Genomic DNA, 15,108 nt, shown 5'->3' with positions numbered 1-15,108 from the left:
GTCGCTCACCAGCCGAAGGTGCGGTCGACGGCGTCGAGCACCCGGTCGAGGTCGGGCAGGTACTCCTCCTCCACCCGGGCCGCCGGGTAGGGGGTGTCGAAGCCGGTGACCCGCAGCACGGGCGACTCCAGGGAGTAGAAGCACTCCTCGGTGATGCGGGCGGCCAGTTCGGCGCCCAGCCCGATGTTGGACGGCGCCTCGTGCACCACGACCGCGCGGCCGGTGCGCTTCACCGACTCGTAGACCGCGCCCAGGTCCAGCGGGGACAGCGTGCGGAGGTCGATGACCTCCAGCTCCCGGCCGTCCTCGGCGGCGGCCGTCGCGGCCTCCAGGCACGTGCGCACCATCGGGCCGTACGCCAGCACGGTCGCGTCCGTGCCGGGCCGCACCACGCGGGCCGAGTGCAACGGGTACGCGTCGGACAGCGGCGCGTCCAGGTCCACCTGGCCCTTCTCCCAGTAGCGCCGCTTGGGCTCCAGGAAGACGATCGGGTCGTCCGAGGCGATGGCCTGCTGGATCATCACGTACGCGTCCTGCGGGTTGGAGCAGGTCACCACCTTCAGGCCGGCGGTGTGCGCGAAGTACGCCTCCGGCGACTCGGAGTGGTGCTCGACCGCGCCGATGCCGCCGCCGAACGGAATCCGGATCACCATGGGGATGCTGAGCTTGCCGCCCGAGCGGTAGTGCATCTTCGCCACCTGCGACACGATCTGGTCGTACGCCGGGTAGACGAAGCCATCGAACTGGATCTCGCAGACCGGCCGGTAGCCACGGATGGCCAGGCCGACGGCGGTGCCGATGATGCCGGACTCGGCGAGCGGGGTGTCGATCACCCGTTGGTCGCCGAAGTCCTTCTGGAGCCCGTCGGTGATCCGGAAGACACCGCCGAGCTTGCCGACGTCCTCGCCCATGATGACGACCTTGTTGTCGTTCTCCAGGGCGCGGCGCAGACCGGTGTTGAGGGCCTTGCCGAGGGTGAGCGTCTCCGTGGCCATCAGTGGGCGCTCCCCTCGAACGACTCCATGTAGCGGTTGAACTGCGCACGCTGCTCGTCGAGCAGCGGGGAGCCGTTGGGGTAGACGTGGTCGAACATCGTCACCGGCTCCGGGTTGGGCATGCTGAGCACCCGCTCGCGCAGGTGCACCGACTCGCGGCGGGCCTGCTCGTCGACCTCGGCGAAGAAGGCCGCGTCGGCGATCTGCTGCTTCTCCAGGAAGGTCTTGACCCGCAGGATCGGGTCCTTCGCCTGCCACGACTCCACCTCGCTGGCGATCCGGTAGCGGGTCGGATCGTCGGAGGTGGTGTGCGCGCCCATCCGGTAGGTGTACGCCTCGATCAGGCTCGGGCCCTGCCCGTGCCGCGCGTTGTCCAGCGCCGTGCGGGTCACCGCGTACGACGCCAGCACGTCGTTGCCGTCCACCCGTACGCCGGGGAAACCGAAGCCGGCGGCCCGCTGGTAGAGCGGGACACGGGTCTGCCGCTCGAGCGGCTCGGAGATCGCGTACTGGTTGTTCTGGCAGAAGAAGACCAGCGGCGCGTTGAACACGCTGGCCCAGACGAATGCCTCGTTGACGTCGCCCTGGCTGGTGGCCCCGTCACCGAAGTAGGCGATCGCGGCCTCGCCGTCGTCGGTGCCGACCTTGCCGTCCATGGTGATGCCCATGGCGTACCCGGTCGCGTGCAGGGTCTGCGCCCCGATGACGATCGTGTACATGTTGAACTTGAACTCGTTCGGGTCCCAGCCGCCCTGGTCGACGCCGCGGAACAGGCCGAGCGGCATGATCGGGTCGATGCCCCGGCAGTAGAGGACGCCGTGCTCCCGGTAGGTCGGGAAGGCCATGTCCTGCGCACGCAGGGCGCGCCCCGAGCCGACCTGCGCCGCCTCCTGGCCGAGCAGGCTGGCCCAGAGGCCCAGCTCGCCCTGCCGCTGCAACGCGGTCGCCTCGGCGTCCAGCTTGCGGACCAGCACCAGGTCGCGGTAGAGCCCGCGGTACTCCTCGTCGGTGAAGTCGACGCGGTACTCGGTGCCGTCCGGTCCGGTGGCGCTGTCGATCCGCTCGCCTTCGGGGGTGAGCAGCTGCACCAGCTCGGGGTTGCCGGCCGCGCCCTTTCTGGAGCGGGGAGCTGCCCGCCTGCTGCGGGTGGTGCCCCCGGGGTCGCCCTTTGCCATCGGTCTCTCCCTGTCGTGTCTGCGTCGGCACCGGGGGGTCACCCGGCCACGCAACTCGTGCGCCTGTCCGGCTGCTGCCGGACCGGTTCCTGGCGGCCGCGCCTAGCCCGGGTGGGGGTTGCCGCGCGGCGTGAGCCGGGTTCTGGCCGAACCCGGATCGGGAGCGCCGGCGCCGGGCCGCGTCTGCCGCGGGGGTGCGCGGAGGTCGCGGCTGCGTTGCCGTCGTGTTCCATATTCGCAGAGCAGGTGAGCGTGCCCACAGTACGCCCGGGTCGCATTCCGACCGCCTACGGTTTGCCGCCTTTGTCGTCATCATGTCGCTGCGCGTCCACCGGGTGATCCGGTGCTGATTCGTCACCGTTCGGTCAGTGCCGCGTGTCGACACGCGGTGGGTGTTGGCTGACGGACCGTAACTGGGCGAGGCTGATTCCGCAGGATCGCGCCGATCGGGTGATTAGCCGGATTAACACCCTCGCGTGGTGCCGACAGCGACCCACGGGGTCCGACGACGAGGGGTGTGCGGTGGACGAGTCAGGTGACGGGCCCGGCACACCCGTGCTCGGCCGCCACCGTTCGCCGGGCGGCTACCGCCGGGTGATCGGAGCGCACCGGGCACCCGGCGCGGGTGGTCCCTCCCGGGGATACCTGCTCACCGTCGCACTTCTGGCCGGCACCGCGTCGATGCCCGTGCTCGCGGCGATCAGCGCGGGCTCGGCCACTCCCGGCACCTCCGCACTGCCGGACGCCGGTACGCCGTTCATCCCGACCCCGTCGGTCGGACCGGTGGTCATCCCGATGCCGGTGACCAGCCAGCCGCCGCCCGTGCTCCCGTCGCCCGGCACGCCCAGCGCCGGCCCGACCGCGACCACCGGCTGGCTGCCGGGCGCGCCCCGACGTGTCCCGGACGACTCGTGGTGCGGCCCGCACGTCGACGATCGGGTGCCCACACGCCGGGTGGTGTCCGCGCCGCCAGCGCCCCGGCCCACCCGCAGCGCCCCACCGGCCGGGCCACCGGCCAGCCCGTCGCCGGTGCCGTCGCCGACCGCGCCGCCGGATCCGGACCCGACCGAGACGTCCGACCCGAGCCCGTCGCCGACCGATCCGACGACACCCACCGCCACCGACCCGGGGACGCCCGCCACGACCGATCCGGCGACCCCCACCGCCGTCCCCACCAGCACCCTCTCCGCCCCGCCGTCCCCGACCCCACGCCCGTCACCCACCCCACGCCCGCCACCCACCCCACGCCCGTCCCCCACCACCGCGCCGTCACCGACGCTCACGCCCAGCCCCACCGCCACACCCGGCGACCCCCGCGATCTTGCACTTCCTGTCGCGACATAAGACTCGATACGCCCCATAACGACAGCGCAAACCGCAAGATCGGCGCGATCGTGGAGGCCCTCGCCCGGACCCGACGCCGTCAAGCGCTCCGGGCAGGAGCGACCCCCGCGCGGCCCATCGCCTGCCGTCGCTCGCGGTGATCAAGACGTTTGCGTCACCGCAAGCACGATCCTTGACGCAAACTTCTTGATCACCGGCGAGCGACCGCAGGGGTGGGTGGGGGTGGGTCGGGCTGGGCAGGGGCGGGTTCGTCCGGTCGGCGGCGGGACCCGTGCATTCGGAGGGCTTCTCGGCGGTACGGTGACGGGCAGGTGTCGCCGAGACGGCGCTGGTCAACGGTGGCGCGTATCAGGGGGGTGGCGTGGGCGGCGGTGCGGAACCCCGCCCGGTAGCCACTCGTCCCGGTCCGGGGCTGCGGGTCGCCCGACTCGTCACCGAGCTGACCGCGCCGGCAGTGCTGGTGTCGCTGCTGATCATCACGGTGAGCTGGCACAGCAGTCAGGACAGCGTTCGAGGGCTGGTGTGGGGCCTGCTCGCGACGGTCTTCGTCACCGGCATCCCGTTCGCCTACATCGTCGGTGGGGTCCGCCGCGGGCGACTCACCGACCACCACATCGGCCGTCGGGAGCAGCGCCGGGTGCCCCTACTGGTCGGACTCGGCTCGGTCACCGCCGGGCTCGCCCTGCTCGTCGTCCTCGGCGCACCACGGCCCCTGCTGGCGCTGGCGGTGGCGGGGCTGGTCGGACTGGTGGTCGCCGTGTCGGTGAGCCACTGGTGGAAGATGTCGATCCACTCGGCGGTCTCCGCCGGCACCCTGGTCATCCTGGCGCTGACCTTCGGACGCGGGCTCCTGGTCGCCGTGCCGCTGTTGGGCGTGGTCGGCTGGGCCCGGGTACGGCTGCGGGACCACACCGTCGCGCAGGTGCTCGCCGGCGGGGCGCTCGGCGCGCTGATCGCCGCGGTCGTCTTCGGTGCCCTGCGCTGAGCGCACCCCCCAGTCGAGCGGGCGACGCACAGCGGCCGGCCGGAACCCACCGGGCGGGCGGCCTGGTGCTGCCACCCGCCCGGATGCCGTCAGGCGCCGTCGTCGGCGAGTCGGTGCCGGTTGGCCTCGATCCAGGCGTCCAGCGCAGCCGGGTCGTCCGGGTCCACGCCGTCGGCCATGAGTTGCGCGACGGCCGCCGTGGCGGCGCTACGCCGCTCGCCGGTCGAGTAGAGCCGGGCGAACTCTGGCACCATCTCCTCGATCGCCTCGTCGGTCCGTTCGGCGGCGGCCTCGGGCAGCCCGCGCTGCTGTGACGCGTACCGGGCCCAGGCGCGCAGCACCCGGGGCAGCATCGCCGCGTCGTCCATGTCGAGCACGGCACGGCGGTGCACCCAGTCGAGCAGGAAGAGCCCGGACACCGCCGGACTCCACCGCGTCGGGTCGGAGTCGGGGAAGGACGCCGAGTGGTCCAGCAGCAGGCTCAGGCAGAAGTGCAGCGACGCGAGCTCGGGACCGTCGACGCTGTCGAGCCCGAACCGGGCGGCCTCCGGCGACGCCAGGAACCGTCGGACGAGGTCGGTGCGCTCGGCGGCGGAGAGCGGTTCGACCTCGGCCGGACCGGTCGGCACGGCGGCCATGGGCAGCACCGCGAGCCGGGCGCCCACGAGCGCGCGGTCGGTGGCGAGCGAGCCCTCACCGGGCAGCTCACCCAGGTCGTCGGTGACCGAGAGGTGACGGGCCACCTCGCCCCGCAGCCGGGACGGGTCCTCGGTGCGGAACCAGGTCAGCTCGTCGTCCGCGCACATCTGCCGGACCTGGTCCAGGATCCGTTCGGCGGGCCCGCCGACGAAGATGTCCTTGGTGATCCCGATGTTGTGGTCGACGAGGGCCACCAGCGCGTGCTCCGGGCCTCCGGCCGCGTCGTCGTACGCGAAGGTGGCGAGGTAGGAGGTCTGGTCGCCGTAGACGTCGCCGTACGCCCAACTGCCGGTGAGGTGCACCCGGGCGAGCTGGCCGGACCAGGCGGGGGCCTGGCTGCCGGGGCGTACCCGCTCGACGCCTTCGGCGGTCGGGACGAGCGCGGCGAAGACCTGGCGGATGGTGGTCGCCGCCGCGATCCGGCGGCGGGCGGTGGCGGCGAGGAAACCGGTGACGAACTCCCGCACGGCGGTGTCGCGGTCGGTCTCGGCGATTGCGTAGACACTGCCCAGCAGCGCGCTGCCGAGCATCTCGGCGTCGAGGGCGGACTCCAGCTTGGTCACGTCGCGTGCGGCGTGCAGCACCGCGTCGTAAGGGGTCTGAGGCGTGGCCATGCTTCGACCCTACGCCGCTCGGGGCGTACGCAGAGGCGTCAGCGGCGGGCAGCCTCGCCGAGCGCGTCGCGCGCCTGCGCGTACGAGGTGAGCACGATCCGTACCGGGGCGAGCACGTACTCCTCGCCGACCTCGGCGACCCGGACCGTCAGCCGCTGCCGGGCGCGGGCCCGCGCACGTCGGGCCGCCCAGCGCACGACCGGTCGGGTGAGCGCCGCCGTCAGTAGCCCGGCCAGCAGGCCACCGAGCAGCAGTACGGTCGGCATCGGCACCTGCCCGACCATGGGGTTGTCCAGCGCGGGAAGGCCGAGCGCCCGCAGCGCGTAGCCGAGCGCCAGCCAGCCCAGACCGACCACGGCGGCCAGGGTGACCAGCCATTGCACGCCACCGACGACCCGCCACCACACCGGCTGATGGTCGAGGCCGAGGTCCGTGCCGGCGATCGCGCGGTCCATCGCGTCCGGCAGGTCGTCGAGGCGGGACCGGGCCGCGGAGGTGACCGCCGTCGGCCAGGCGGCGGGCAGGTCGCCGCCGGCCCGGTCGGCCACCGCACGGATCGCCAGACCGAGCGCCGACCGTTGGGCGGCCGTCGGATCGGGCACCGAAGTGGCCGCCACCAGGCTCTCGGCGGGGTCGGCGTCCGCGCCGGCCGGGCCGGGCAGGTGCAGCCGGCGCAGCGGGTCGGGCCGCAACCGTCGCCAGCCCCGGACCACCGGCCAGCCGGTGGCCGCGCCGGCCCGATGTCGGTACGCCCGCTCCACCGCCTCGCTCACCGCCGGTACTCCGGCGGCGCCGGCCAGTGCCCGGTTCAATCCGGCGACGGTCGCGTCGTCCGGACCGCCCCTCGGCCGGGCCGAGCCGATCATCTCGTCCAACCCGGCGACCACGGTGTCGACGTCGCCGGCCAGTCGTCGCAGGGCGGCCTGCCGTTCGGCGACCGTACGCTCCAGCGCGGTGCGCAGCCCGACCATCCCGGCCGGGTCGATGGCGGTGGTGGCGAGCAGGGGTACGCCGGTCAGCCCGTCGGAGTCGAGCAGCCGGCGCAGGTCGTCCAGGACGCGGGGCAGCTCGGCCGCCGGCAGCCGGTCGGCCTGGTTGAGCACGACCAGGGTGACGTCCCGGTGCCGGTGGAACTCGCGCAGGTAGCTGTCGTGGATGACCCGGTCGGCGTACTTCTGCGGGTCGACCACCCAGACCACCTGGTCGACGAGGCCGAGCAACCGGTCCACCTCGAGGCGGTGGGAGCGCTGGACCGAGTCGAAGTCGGGCAGGTCGAGCAGGATCAGGCCGTGCAGGGGCGTCTCGTCGTCGCCGTCGAGCGCGCTCTCGCGGACGAAGCGGTGCCGGGGCAGCACCCCGATCCAGTCGAGCAGCCGGTTGGCGTCCTCCAGTGGCCCCCACACGCACGCGTGCGTCACGCCGGTGGTGGGTCGGCGGACGCCGACCGGTGAGAGTTCGAGCTGGGCCAGCGCGTTGAACAGGCTGGACTTGCCGCTCCCGGTCGCGCCGGCGAGGGCGACGACGGTGTGGTCGCGGGACAGCGCGAGTCGGGTGCCGGCCCGTTCGACCAGGGTGTGCGCGGGCACCAGTTCGGCGTCGGGCAGCAGACCGTCGACGGCGGTCAGGAGGCGGCGTACGGCGTCCAGGCGGGCGATCAGGTCGTCCGGGTCGATCCGCTGGTCGCCACGGAAGGCTTCGCGTACCCGGCCGGCGAGGTTGCTCATCGCGAACCCTTCTCGTCGCCGGCCGGCACGGTGCCGTCGTGGTCGGCGATGCCGCTGCGGTGCCGGGCCAGCTCGACCCGCCTGGCAGCCTGGCGCAGTGTCTCGCCGGCCGCCTCGGCGGGCCGGGCGTCGGCGGTGCGGGTGAGGAAGCGGTCGGCCTCCGCGTCCAGCAGCGTCCGCACCCGCGCGAGGAGGTCGACCCGGGCCTTGGCGGCGAGGGTACGCACCGCCTGGTCGCCGAAGATCGCCTGGAGTACGGCCTGCGCGGCGACCGTCGTGCCGGCCCCCGTCGCCACCTCCAACCCGGTGGGGATGAACGCGGTCGAGGCGAACACGGCGATCATCACGGCCAGCCCGGTGGCGTTCACCGCGTACGCGGCCGTCCGGGCCACGAAGCGCTTGTCGGCGCCCTCGACGCGGACCAGGTCCAGCACCGCGCGCTGCCAGTCCCGGACCATCCGCTCGGCGCGTTCGGGCAGGTCGCCGCTGGGGTGGGCGAGCGCCGGATCGAGCAGATCCGCGCCGGCCGGGTGCGCCTTCCACCCGGTGTACGCGGATTCGGCGGCCTCGGACGCCACCCCGCGCAGCAGGGTGACGAGCTGCGACTCGATGGCGTTGCGCAGCTCGGCGGCGGGCGCGGGGCGGCCGGTGACGGCGGCCACCAGCCGGTCCCGGAGACGCCCGATGCGGGCCTCCAGCGTGCGGAAGAACTCGCCCGTGCCGACGAACTCCTGCCAGCGGGCCAGCACCTCGCCGCGGAGCAGCCGACCGTCCCGCAGGCCCTGCTCGACGGTTCGCTCGGATGCGCGATACGCCGCCCGTACCCGCTCGTCGAGCGCGTCGGCGGCGGTGACCTGCTCGTCGGCGGCGTCGGCCAGCTCCTCGACGGCGGGGTGCAGGGCGGCCAGCGCGCCGTCCAGCGTCTGCCGGACCACCGCGGCGCGGGCGTCGGCGTCGGCGGCCAGTCGGGCGAACCACTCGGCCAGCGGCGCGGTGACCCCCTCGGGCAGCAGCCCCTGACCGTCGACCCAGGTCTCCGGCAGCACGAACAGGGGGGCGCGGTCGAGGTCCTGGGCGGCGAGCATCTCGGTGAGGTGCGCGGCGATCTCGTCGCTGGCCTCGGCGGGTACGCGGTCGAGCACCATGGCGATCACGGCCCCCCGGGCGCGTGCGCTGCGGAGCAGCTCCCACGGCACCGCGTCGGCGTACCGGGCGGCGGTGGTGACGAAGAGCCAGAGGTCGGCGGCGGCGAGCAGTTGGCTCGCGAGCGCGCGGTTGGCGTCGACCACCGAGTCGATGTCCGGCGCGTCGAGGAACGCGAGACCCGGGGGGAGGGCCGGCGCGGTCACCAGGTGCAGGGAACGCGGGTCGTCGCTCGGCTCGGTCGTACGCGTCAACCCGGGCAGCAGGTCGCCCTGCCGGAACCAGGTCGCGTCGGCCGGGTTGCACACCAGCACCGGGGAGCGGGTGGTGGGTCGCAGCACCCCCGCGGCGCTGATGCGGGCCTTGACCAGGCTGTTGACCAGGGTCGACTTGCCCGCGCCGGTGGAGCCGCCGACGACCACGAGCAGGGGGGCGTCCAGCCGGGCGAGTCGGGGCAGCAGGTAGTCGTCGAGTTGGTCGGTGAGGGCGTTGGCGGCCTGCCGGGCGGAGTTGGCCGAGGGCAGGGCGAGCGGATAGCGGGTCGCGCCGATCGCGGCCCTCAGGCCCGACAGCGCGCCGGGGAGGCTGTCGTCCCCGGGGGTGACGGACGGCTCCTCCGCGGCGTCCGGCGGGCCGGTGCGGGCGGCGACGGCGGGCGCGCCGGAACGGGTGGCGGAATCGCCGGGCGTCGTCACCGCTAAAGCGTGCCCGACCGATGCAAGGGAAGACAACCGGACGGTAATAACGTCTGGGTTGCGTCGGGTCGGCTCAACTCGACTTGACGATTCGCGGGCGCGTGGCACTATTGAGTCAAGTTCACTCAACTTGTGGTGGGGCCCGCTGCGGGCGGCGCCCGCCGAGCAGTCGCGGGCGGTGCCCGTCACCTGCACAACCTTACGAAGCGAGGAAGCGAAGATGGCACGTGCGGTCGGTATCGACCTCGGCACGACGAACTCCTGCGTCAGCGTTCTCGAGGGCGGTGAGCCCACCGTCATCGCCAACGCTGAGGGCTCGCGGACGACCCCGTCGATCGTCGCGTTCGCCCGCAACGGCGAGGTGCTCGTCGGCGAGGTCGCGAAGCGCCAGGCGGTGACCAACCCGGACCGGACGATCCGTTCGGTCAAGCGTGAGGTCGGCACGAACTGGTCCGTCGACATCGACGGCAAGAAGTACACCCCGCAGGAGATCTCGGCCCGGACCCTGATGAAGCTCAAGCGGGACGCCGAGGCGTACCTGGGCGAGCAGATCACCGACGCGGTGATCACCGTCCCGGCCTACTTCAACGACAGCCAGCGGCAGGCCACCAAGGAGGCCGGTGAGATCGCCGGCTTCAACGTGCTGCGGATCGTCAACGAGCCGACCGCGGCCGCCCTGGCGTACGGGCTGGACAAGGGCTCCAAGGAGCAGACCGTCCTGGTCTTCGACCTCGGTGGCGGCACCTTCGACGTGTCGCTGCTGGAGCTGGCCGAGGGCGTCATCGAGGTCAAGTCGACCAGCGGTGACAACCACCTCGGTGGCGACGACTGGGACCAGCGGATCATCGACCACCTGGTCAAGACGTTCCGCGGTGAGCACGGCATCGACCTCGGTCAGGACAAGATGGCCCTCCAGCGCCTCCGTGAGGCCGCCGAGAAGGCCAAGATCGAGCTGTCCGCCGCCACCACCACCAACATCAACCTGCCGTACATCACCGCCGGGTCCGCCGGCCCGCTGCACCTCGACGTGACGCTCAGCCGCGCCGAGTTCCAGCGGATGACGCAGGATCTGCTGGACCGCTGCAAGGGCCCGTTCGAGCAGGCCGTGAAGGACGCCGGGATCAAGATCTCGGACGTCGAGCACGTCATCCTCGTCGGTGGTTCGACCCGGATGCCCGCCGTGACCGACCTGGTCAAGCAGCTCACCGGCCGCGACCCCAACAAGGGCGTCAACCCGGACGAGGTCGTCGCCGTCGGCGCCGCCCTGCAGGCCGGTGTGCTCAAGGGCGAGGTCAAGGACGTCCTGCTGCTCGACGTGACCCCGCTGAGCCTGGGCATCGAGACCAAGGGCGGCATCTTCACCAAGCTCATCGAGCGCAACACCACCATCCCGACCAAGCGCTCCGAGGTGTTCACCACCGCCGACGACAACCAGCCGTCGGTGCTGATCCAGGTGTTCCAGGGCGAGCGGGAGATCGCGGCGTACAACAAGAAGCTCGGCACCTTCGAGCTGACCGGCCTCCCGCCGGCGCCGCGCGGCGTGCCGCAGATCGAGGTCGCCTTCGACATCGACGCCAACGGCATCGTCAACGTGCACGCCAAGGACCTGGGCACCGGCAAGGAACAGAAGATGACGATCACCGGCGGCTCCTCGCTGCCGAAGGACGACATCGAGCGCATGCGCCGGGACGCCGAGGAGCACGCGGAGGAGGACAAGCGTCGCCGCGACGACGCCGAGACCCGCAACGTGGCCGAGGCGCTGCAGTGGCAGACCGAGAAGTTCCTCGCGGAGAGCGGCGACAAGCTGCCCGGTGAGAACCGGGAGCAGCTCAACGAGGCGCTCGGCGAGCTGCGGGGCGCCCTGGGCGGCCAGGACATCGAGAAGATCAAGTCGGCGCACGAGAAGCTGGCGCAGGTCTCCCAGCAGGCGGGTTCGCTGCTCTACGCCCAGCAGGCCGAGCAGGGCCAGCCCGGTGGCGAGGCCGGCCCGGGTGCGACCGGCGCGACCGGTGCCACGGGTGGCGCCCAGACCGGCGGTGCGGACGACGTGGTCGACGCGGAGATCGTGGACGAGGACGGCAAGAAGTGACTGCCCACCTCCGACACGTATCCACGGCGAAGGGATGAGGTAGCCCCATGACGCAGAAGCCACGAGCCGCCGACTCGGACGACACCGGGTCGACGCCGGGTGGCTCCGCGCCCACGGAGTCGACCACCGGCGCCGAGGAGCGGGTCGTCATCCGCAACAACCGCAAGCTCAGTGACGCGACGGAGCCGGAGGGCACCGCCGCCGACGCGGAGACCGGGGTGCCGGCCGAGGGTCTGGTCGAGGACGCCGAGGTCGTGGTCGACGAGATCGAGGTCGAGGTCAATGCCACCGACGGGCCGGAACCCTCCGGTCCGCCGGTGGTGGACGCCCCGGCACAGCCGGTGGACGGCGGCGGCACGGGGACCACGCTCGGCGCCGAGCTGGAGGCGCTCCGCGCCGACCTCGACGAGCGGACCAGGGACCTGCAGCGGGTGTCGGCGGAGTACGCCAACTACCGCAAGCGGGTCGACCGCGACCGTGCCCTGGTGCAGGAGCAGGCGACCGGCTCGGTGCTGGCCGCGCTGCTGCCGATCCTCGACGACCTGGACCGGGCACGGGAACACGGCGACCTGGTCGGACCGTTCGGAACGGTGGCGGATCAGCTCACCGCCGCGCTGGGCAAGTTCGGCCTGACCGCCTTCGGCGAGCAGGGCGACCCGTTCGACCCGACCCGGCACGAGGCCGTCGCGCACCAGACCTCGGCCGAGGTCGGCGAGCCGACCTGCGTGCAGGTCATGCGGCGCGGCTACCAGCTCGGTGAGCGGCTGCTGCGCCCCGCGCTGGTCGCGGTCGCGGATCCGGAATAGTGCGAGACGGTGACCGGGCCGTCCCGTCCCCCGCGCTGCGGTGGGCGGGACGGCCGGGCCACGACGGTCGGAAGGGGGTGGACCGGTGAGTTCGAAGGACTGGCTCGAGAAGGACTTCTACGCCGTGCTCGGCGTGGACAAGGCCGCCTCCGCGGATGACATCAAGAAGACGTATCGCAAGCTGGCCCGGGAATCGCACCCGGATCACAATCCGGGCGACCCGAAGGCCGAGGAGCGGTTCAAGGCCGTCTCCGAGGCGTACAACGTGCTGTCGGACACCGGCCGTCGCCGGGAGTACGACGAGATGCGGTCGCTGTTCGGTTCGGGCGCGTTCCGGCGCAACGCCCGCGCCGGCGGCCAGCCGGGCGGGATGCCGTTCGACGTTTCCGACCTGTTCGGCGGCGGAGCGGGCGGCGGCGATCGCCGTTTCGGTGGTGGCGCCGGTTTCCAGGACCTGTTCAGCTCGATCTTCTCGGGCGGGCAGGCCGGTGGACAGGCCGCGGCGCGTGGTCCGGCCCGTGGCCGGGACGTCGAGACCGAGGTGGCGCTCGACTTCGGCGACGCGGTGCGCGGGGTGACCCTGCCGCTGACGTTGCGCGCCCCCGGTGTCTGCGACACCTGCCACGGCAATGGCGCCAAGCCCGGCACCCAACCGCGTACCTGCCCGGTCTGCCACGGGGCCGGGGTGACGACCCGCAACCAGGGGTCGTTCAGCTTCTCCGAGCCGTGCGGCAACTGCCAGGGCGTCGGGACCGTGGTGGAGGAGAAGTGCCCGGAGTGCCACGGCAGCGGCGGGGTCACCAAGACCCGCACGATGAACGTGCGCTTCCCGGCCGGGGTTTCCGACGGCCAGCGCATCCGGCTGGCCGGGCGCGGTGAGCCGGGTGAGCGTGGTGGCCCGGCCGGCGACCTGTTCGTGCACGTCAAGGTTCGACCGGACGAGCTGTTCGGGCGTACCGGAGACGACCTGACGTTGACGGTGCCGGTGACCTTCCCGGAGGCCGTGCTCGGCACGGACCTGCGGGTGCCCACGCTCGACGGCGCGGTGACGCTGCGGGTGCCGCCGGGCACGCCCAGCGGGCGTGTGCTGCGGGCCCGGGGCAAGGGCGTGGTCCGCCGCGACGGGCAGGCCGGCGATCTGCTGGTCACCCTGGACGTGGTCGTGCCCGCCCGGCTGACGGACGAGGCGCGGGCCGCGCTGGAGGCGTTCGCCGAGCAGAGTCCTCCGGCGGCGCGGGAACATCTCGACGCGCGAGTGCGTCGGGTCGGATAGTCCGGTGGGATGGACGCGGAGGTGAGCGGGATGTCGGGCGAGTTCCTCGGTTCGGGTGACCCTGCCTACGAGGCCAAGGTGCTCATGATCTCGGTGGCGGCGCGGATGGCGGGGATGCACCCGCAGACTCTGCGCCAGTACGACCGGCTGGGGCTGGTGCAGCCTGGCCGGGCGGCTGGCGGTGGTCGTCGCTACAGCGTCCGGGACGTGGTGCTGCTGCGCGAGGTGCAGCGGCTCAGTCAGGACGACGGGATCAACCTCGCCGGCGTCAAGCGGATCATCGGCTTGGAGCGGCTGCTGGAGCAGGCGCAGCAGCGGGTCGCGCGGTTGGAGGCGGAGTTGGACGCCGCCTACCGCCGGGTGGCCGAGCTGGAGTCGCTGGCGCGTTTCCCGGGTCGGGATCTGGTGCCGACCAACCGCACGTCCACCGCGTTGGTGGTCTGGCGTCCCCGCCGCAATACCGACCGCTGACCCACGTACCGCTTCCTCGGCCCGGCCCGCACTCCGATTTCCCGGCGCGGACCGGGCCGCTTCCGTTAACCTGTCGATACGGGGTCCAAACGGCTCAATTCGGGCCTACCGGCATGGCGAGGGGGAGCGATGGCGGAGCCCGCGAAGAAAGTCGCTCAGCAGACGGAGGAGCGGTTGGAGGGCCTGGCCGACACCGTCCGCGAGAAGTTCGACAAGGTCACCGAGGGAACGTTCCGCGACCGGATCAAGGAGGGACGGTTCGCCGAGCAGGGCGAGCCGACCCGACCAGAAACAGACCGCAAGCGCGACTGACCGGCGACCAACGTACGGGCCGGGACCCACGGGGGGTCCCGGCCCGTTCGTCGTGCTGGAGCGTCCTTATCCCGCGTCGATCTTGCACTTTCGCATGGTGAAATTTCCCGGTTCGCGCAGTAAGTCGGCGCAGAAAGTGCAAGATCGGCGCAAACAGGGGCGAGGGCTCAGCCGAGGCGGCGGTTTTCGCGGACCAGGCCGCCCTCGCACCAGTCGCGGTAGACGAAGAGGTCCGGCCTCGCCAGCAGTACGCGGCCGTTGTGCGCCCAGATCCTCATCAGCTCGTCGCCGTCGCGCTCGGCCTGCTCCACGAGTTTGCGGAAACGGCGCTTGGGATGGGCCCGGAAGTTCGTCCGGATGCCGTCGGCGGCGTAGATGTAGAGGCAGTGCAGCGCGAAGCGCCGGGCCGGGCACGTCGGATCCATGGCCAGCTCGAAGAGCGTCAACACCAGCCGGTCACCCGAGACCAGGAGGTCCCAGTCGGGTGGCATGGACGCCAACGGCACCGAATCCGGCTGGTACGCCCAAGCTCGCAACTCCGCCGGGCTCGGATCGACGGGGTTCGCGAAGCCGTGGAACGTCGACTCCTGCACGCTCACCGGCCAACCTTCCGCTCTCGCCCGCGGGTGGCAACGCTGCCTGCGGAACCTGGCTGCTGGGGCGAAACGGTAACCCGCCGTCGGTTACTGCGGTAGTACCCGTAAGGCGCAATTCGGCAACCGTTGGCCGGCCCGGCCCGAACGGCCGTTCGGGTGCCCTGGCCAGCGCCGCTGTCGTACCTCG

Annotated in this window: 13 protein-coding genes; 6 read left to right on the top strand and 7 right to left on the bottom strand. The window is 72.5% G+C overall.

Features of this window, described 5'->3' with window-relative positions; translation table 11 throughout:
• Nucleotides 1–5: 5 nt before the first annotated feature.
• The 3 genes from ACIA3K_RS12110 to ACIA3K_RS12100 all read right to left on the bottom strand — a co-directional run bounded on the left by ACIA3K_RS12110 (nt 6) and on the right by ACIA3K_RS12100 (nt 3,453).
• Entirely contained in the window at nt 6–995 is a 990-nt protein-coding gene (locus ACIA3K_RS12110; protein WP_396800787.1) for an alpha-ketoacid dehydrogenase subunit beta, read from the bottom strand.
• A complete protein-coding gene (gene pdhA / locus ACIA3K_RS12105; protein ID WP_396800786.1) occupies nt 995–2,170 on the bottom strand; it encodes a pyruvate dehydrogenase (acetyl-transferring) E1 component subunit alpha in 1,176 nt (391 codons plus the stop codon). Before pdhA ends, ACIA3K_RS12110 begins: the two co-directional genes overlap by 1 nt.
• Before the next feature lie 584 nt (nt 2,171–2,754).
• On the bottom strand, nt 2,755–3,453 hold the full coding sequence (locus ACIA3K_RS12100) for a hypothetical protein (protein WP_396800785.1): 699 nt from the start codon (nt 3,451–3,453) through the stop codon (nt 2,755–2,757).
• Nucleotides 3,454–3,875: 422 nt separating this feature from the next.
• On the opposite strand from ACIA3K_RS12100, the gene ACIA3K_RS12095 reads away from it, so the two are divergent.
• Nucleotides 3,876–4,499: a phosphoesterase PA-phosphatase gene (locus ACIA3K_RS12095; protein WP_396800784.1), complete on the top strand. Its 624-nt coding sequence runs from the start codon at nt 3,876–3,878 to the stop codon at nt 4,497–4,499.
• Between the two features lie 89 nt (nt 4,500–4,588).
• On the opposite strand, the gene ACIA3K_RS12090 is transcribed toward ACIA3K_RS12095, so the two are convergent.
• Genes ACIA3K_RS12090 through ACIA3K_RS12080 form a run of 3 tightly spaced genes read right to left on the bottom strand, consistent with a single transcriptional unit; the run spans nt 4,589 to nt 9,374 of the window.
• A complete protein-coding gene (locus ACIA3K_RS12090) occupies nt 4,589–5,812 on the bottom strand; it encodes a hypothetical protein (protein ID WP_396800783.1) in 1,224 nt (407 codons plus the stop codon).
• Between the two features lie 38 nt (nt 5,813–5,850).
• Nucleotides 5,851–7,536 (bottom strand): GTPase, encoded by a 1,686-nt coding sequence (locus tag ACIA3K_RS12085; RefSeq protein ID WP_396800782.1) that lies wholly within the window; start codon nt 7,534–7,536, stop codon nt 5,851–5,853.
• A complete protein-coding gene (locus ACIA3K_RS12080; RefSeq protein ID WP_396800781.1) occupies nt 7,533–9,374 on the bottom strand; it encodes an ABC transporter in 1,842 nt (613 codons plus the stop codon). The genes ACIA3K_RS12085 and ACIA3K_RS12080 overlap by 4 nt, the downstream gene beginning before the upstream one ends.
• A gap of 220 nt (nt 9,375–9,594) precedes the next feature.
• Here ACIA3K_RS12080 and dnaK point away from each other — a divergent pair, with 220 nt between their 5' ends.
• The 5 genes from dnaK to ACIA3K_RS12055 all read left to right on the top strand — a co-directional run bounded on the left by dnaK (nt 9,595) and on the right by ACIA3K_RS12055 (nt 14,325).
• The gene (dnaK, locus tag ACIA3K_RS12075; RefSeq protein WP_396800780.1) at nt 9,595–11,463 is read left to right on the top strand and encodes a molecular chaperone DnaK; all 1,869 of its coding nucleotides are present in this window, start codon (nt 9,595–9,597) and stop codon (nt 11,461–11,463) included.
• A gap of 47 nt (nt 11,464–11,510) precedes the next feature.
• Nucleotides 11,511–12,269, top strand: coding sequence for a nucleotide exchange factor GrpE (gene grpE / locus ACIA3K_RS12070; protein WP_396800778.1), 759 nt, complete (start codon nt 11,511–11,513; stop codon nt 12,267–12,269).
• An 85-nt stretch (nt 12,270–12,354) separates the two neighbouring features.
• Nucleotides 12,355–13,542: a molecular chaperone DnaJ gene (gene dnaJ, locus ACIA3K_RS12065; RefSeq protein ID WP_396800776.1), complete on the top strand. Its 1,188-nt coding sequence runs from the start codon at nt 12,355–12,357 to the stop codon at nt 13,540–13,542.
• Nucleotides 13,543–13,572: 30 nt separating this feature from the next.
• Entirely contained in the window at nt 13,573–14,013 is a 441-nt protein-coding gene (locus ACIA3K_RS12060; protein ID WP_355048782.1) for a heat shock protein transcriptional repressor HspR, read from the top strand.
• 129 nt (nt 14,014–14,142) lie between these two features.
• The gene (locus tag ACIA3K_RS12055; RefSeq protein ID WP_396800774.1) at nt 14,143–14,325 is read left to right on the top strand and encodes a hypothetical protein; all 183 of its coding nucleotides are present in this window, start codon (nt 14,143–14,145) and stop codon (nt 14,323–14,325) included.
• Nucleotides 14,326–14,492: 167 nt separating this feature from the next.
• Here the strand turns inward: ACIA3K_RS12055 and ACIA3K_RS12050 are convergent, their stop codons facing one another.
• The gene (locus ACIA3K_RS12050) at nt 14,493–14,924 is read right to left on the bottom strand and encodes a hypothetical protein (protein WP_355048464.1); all 432 of its coding nucleotides are present in this window, start codon (nt 14,922–14,924) and stop codon (nt 14,493–14,495) included.
• Between the last annotated feature and the right edge of the window lie 184 nt (nt 14,925–15,108).

The organism is Micromonospora sp. NPDC051543, from assembly GCF_044454415.1.
GTDB lineage: Bacteria > Actinomycetota > Actinomycetes > Mycobacteriales > Micromonosporaceae > Micromonospora.
This window is presented reverse-complemented; position numbering and strand designations above follow the sequence as displayed.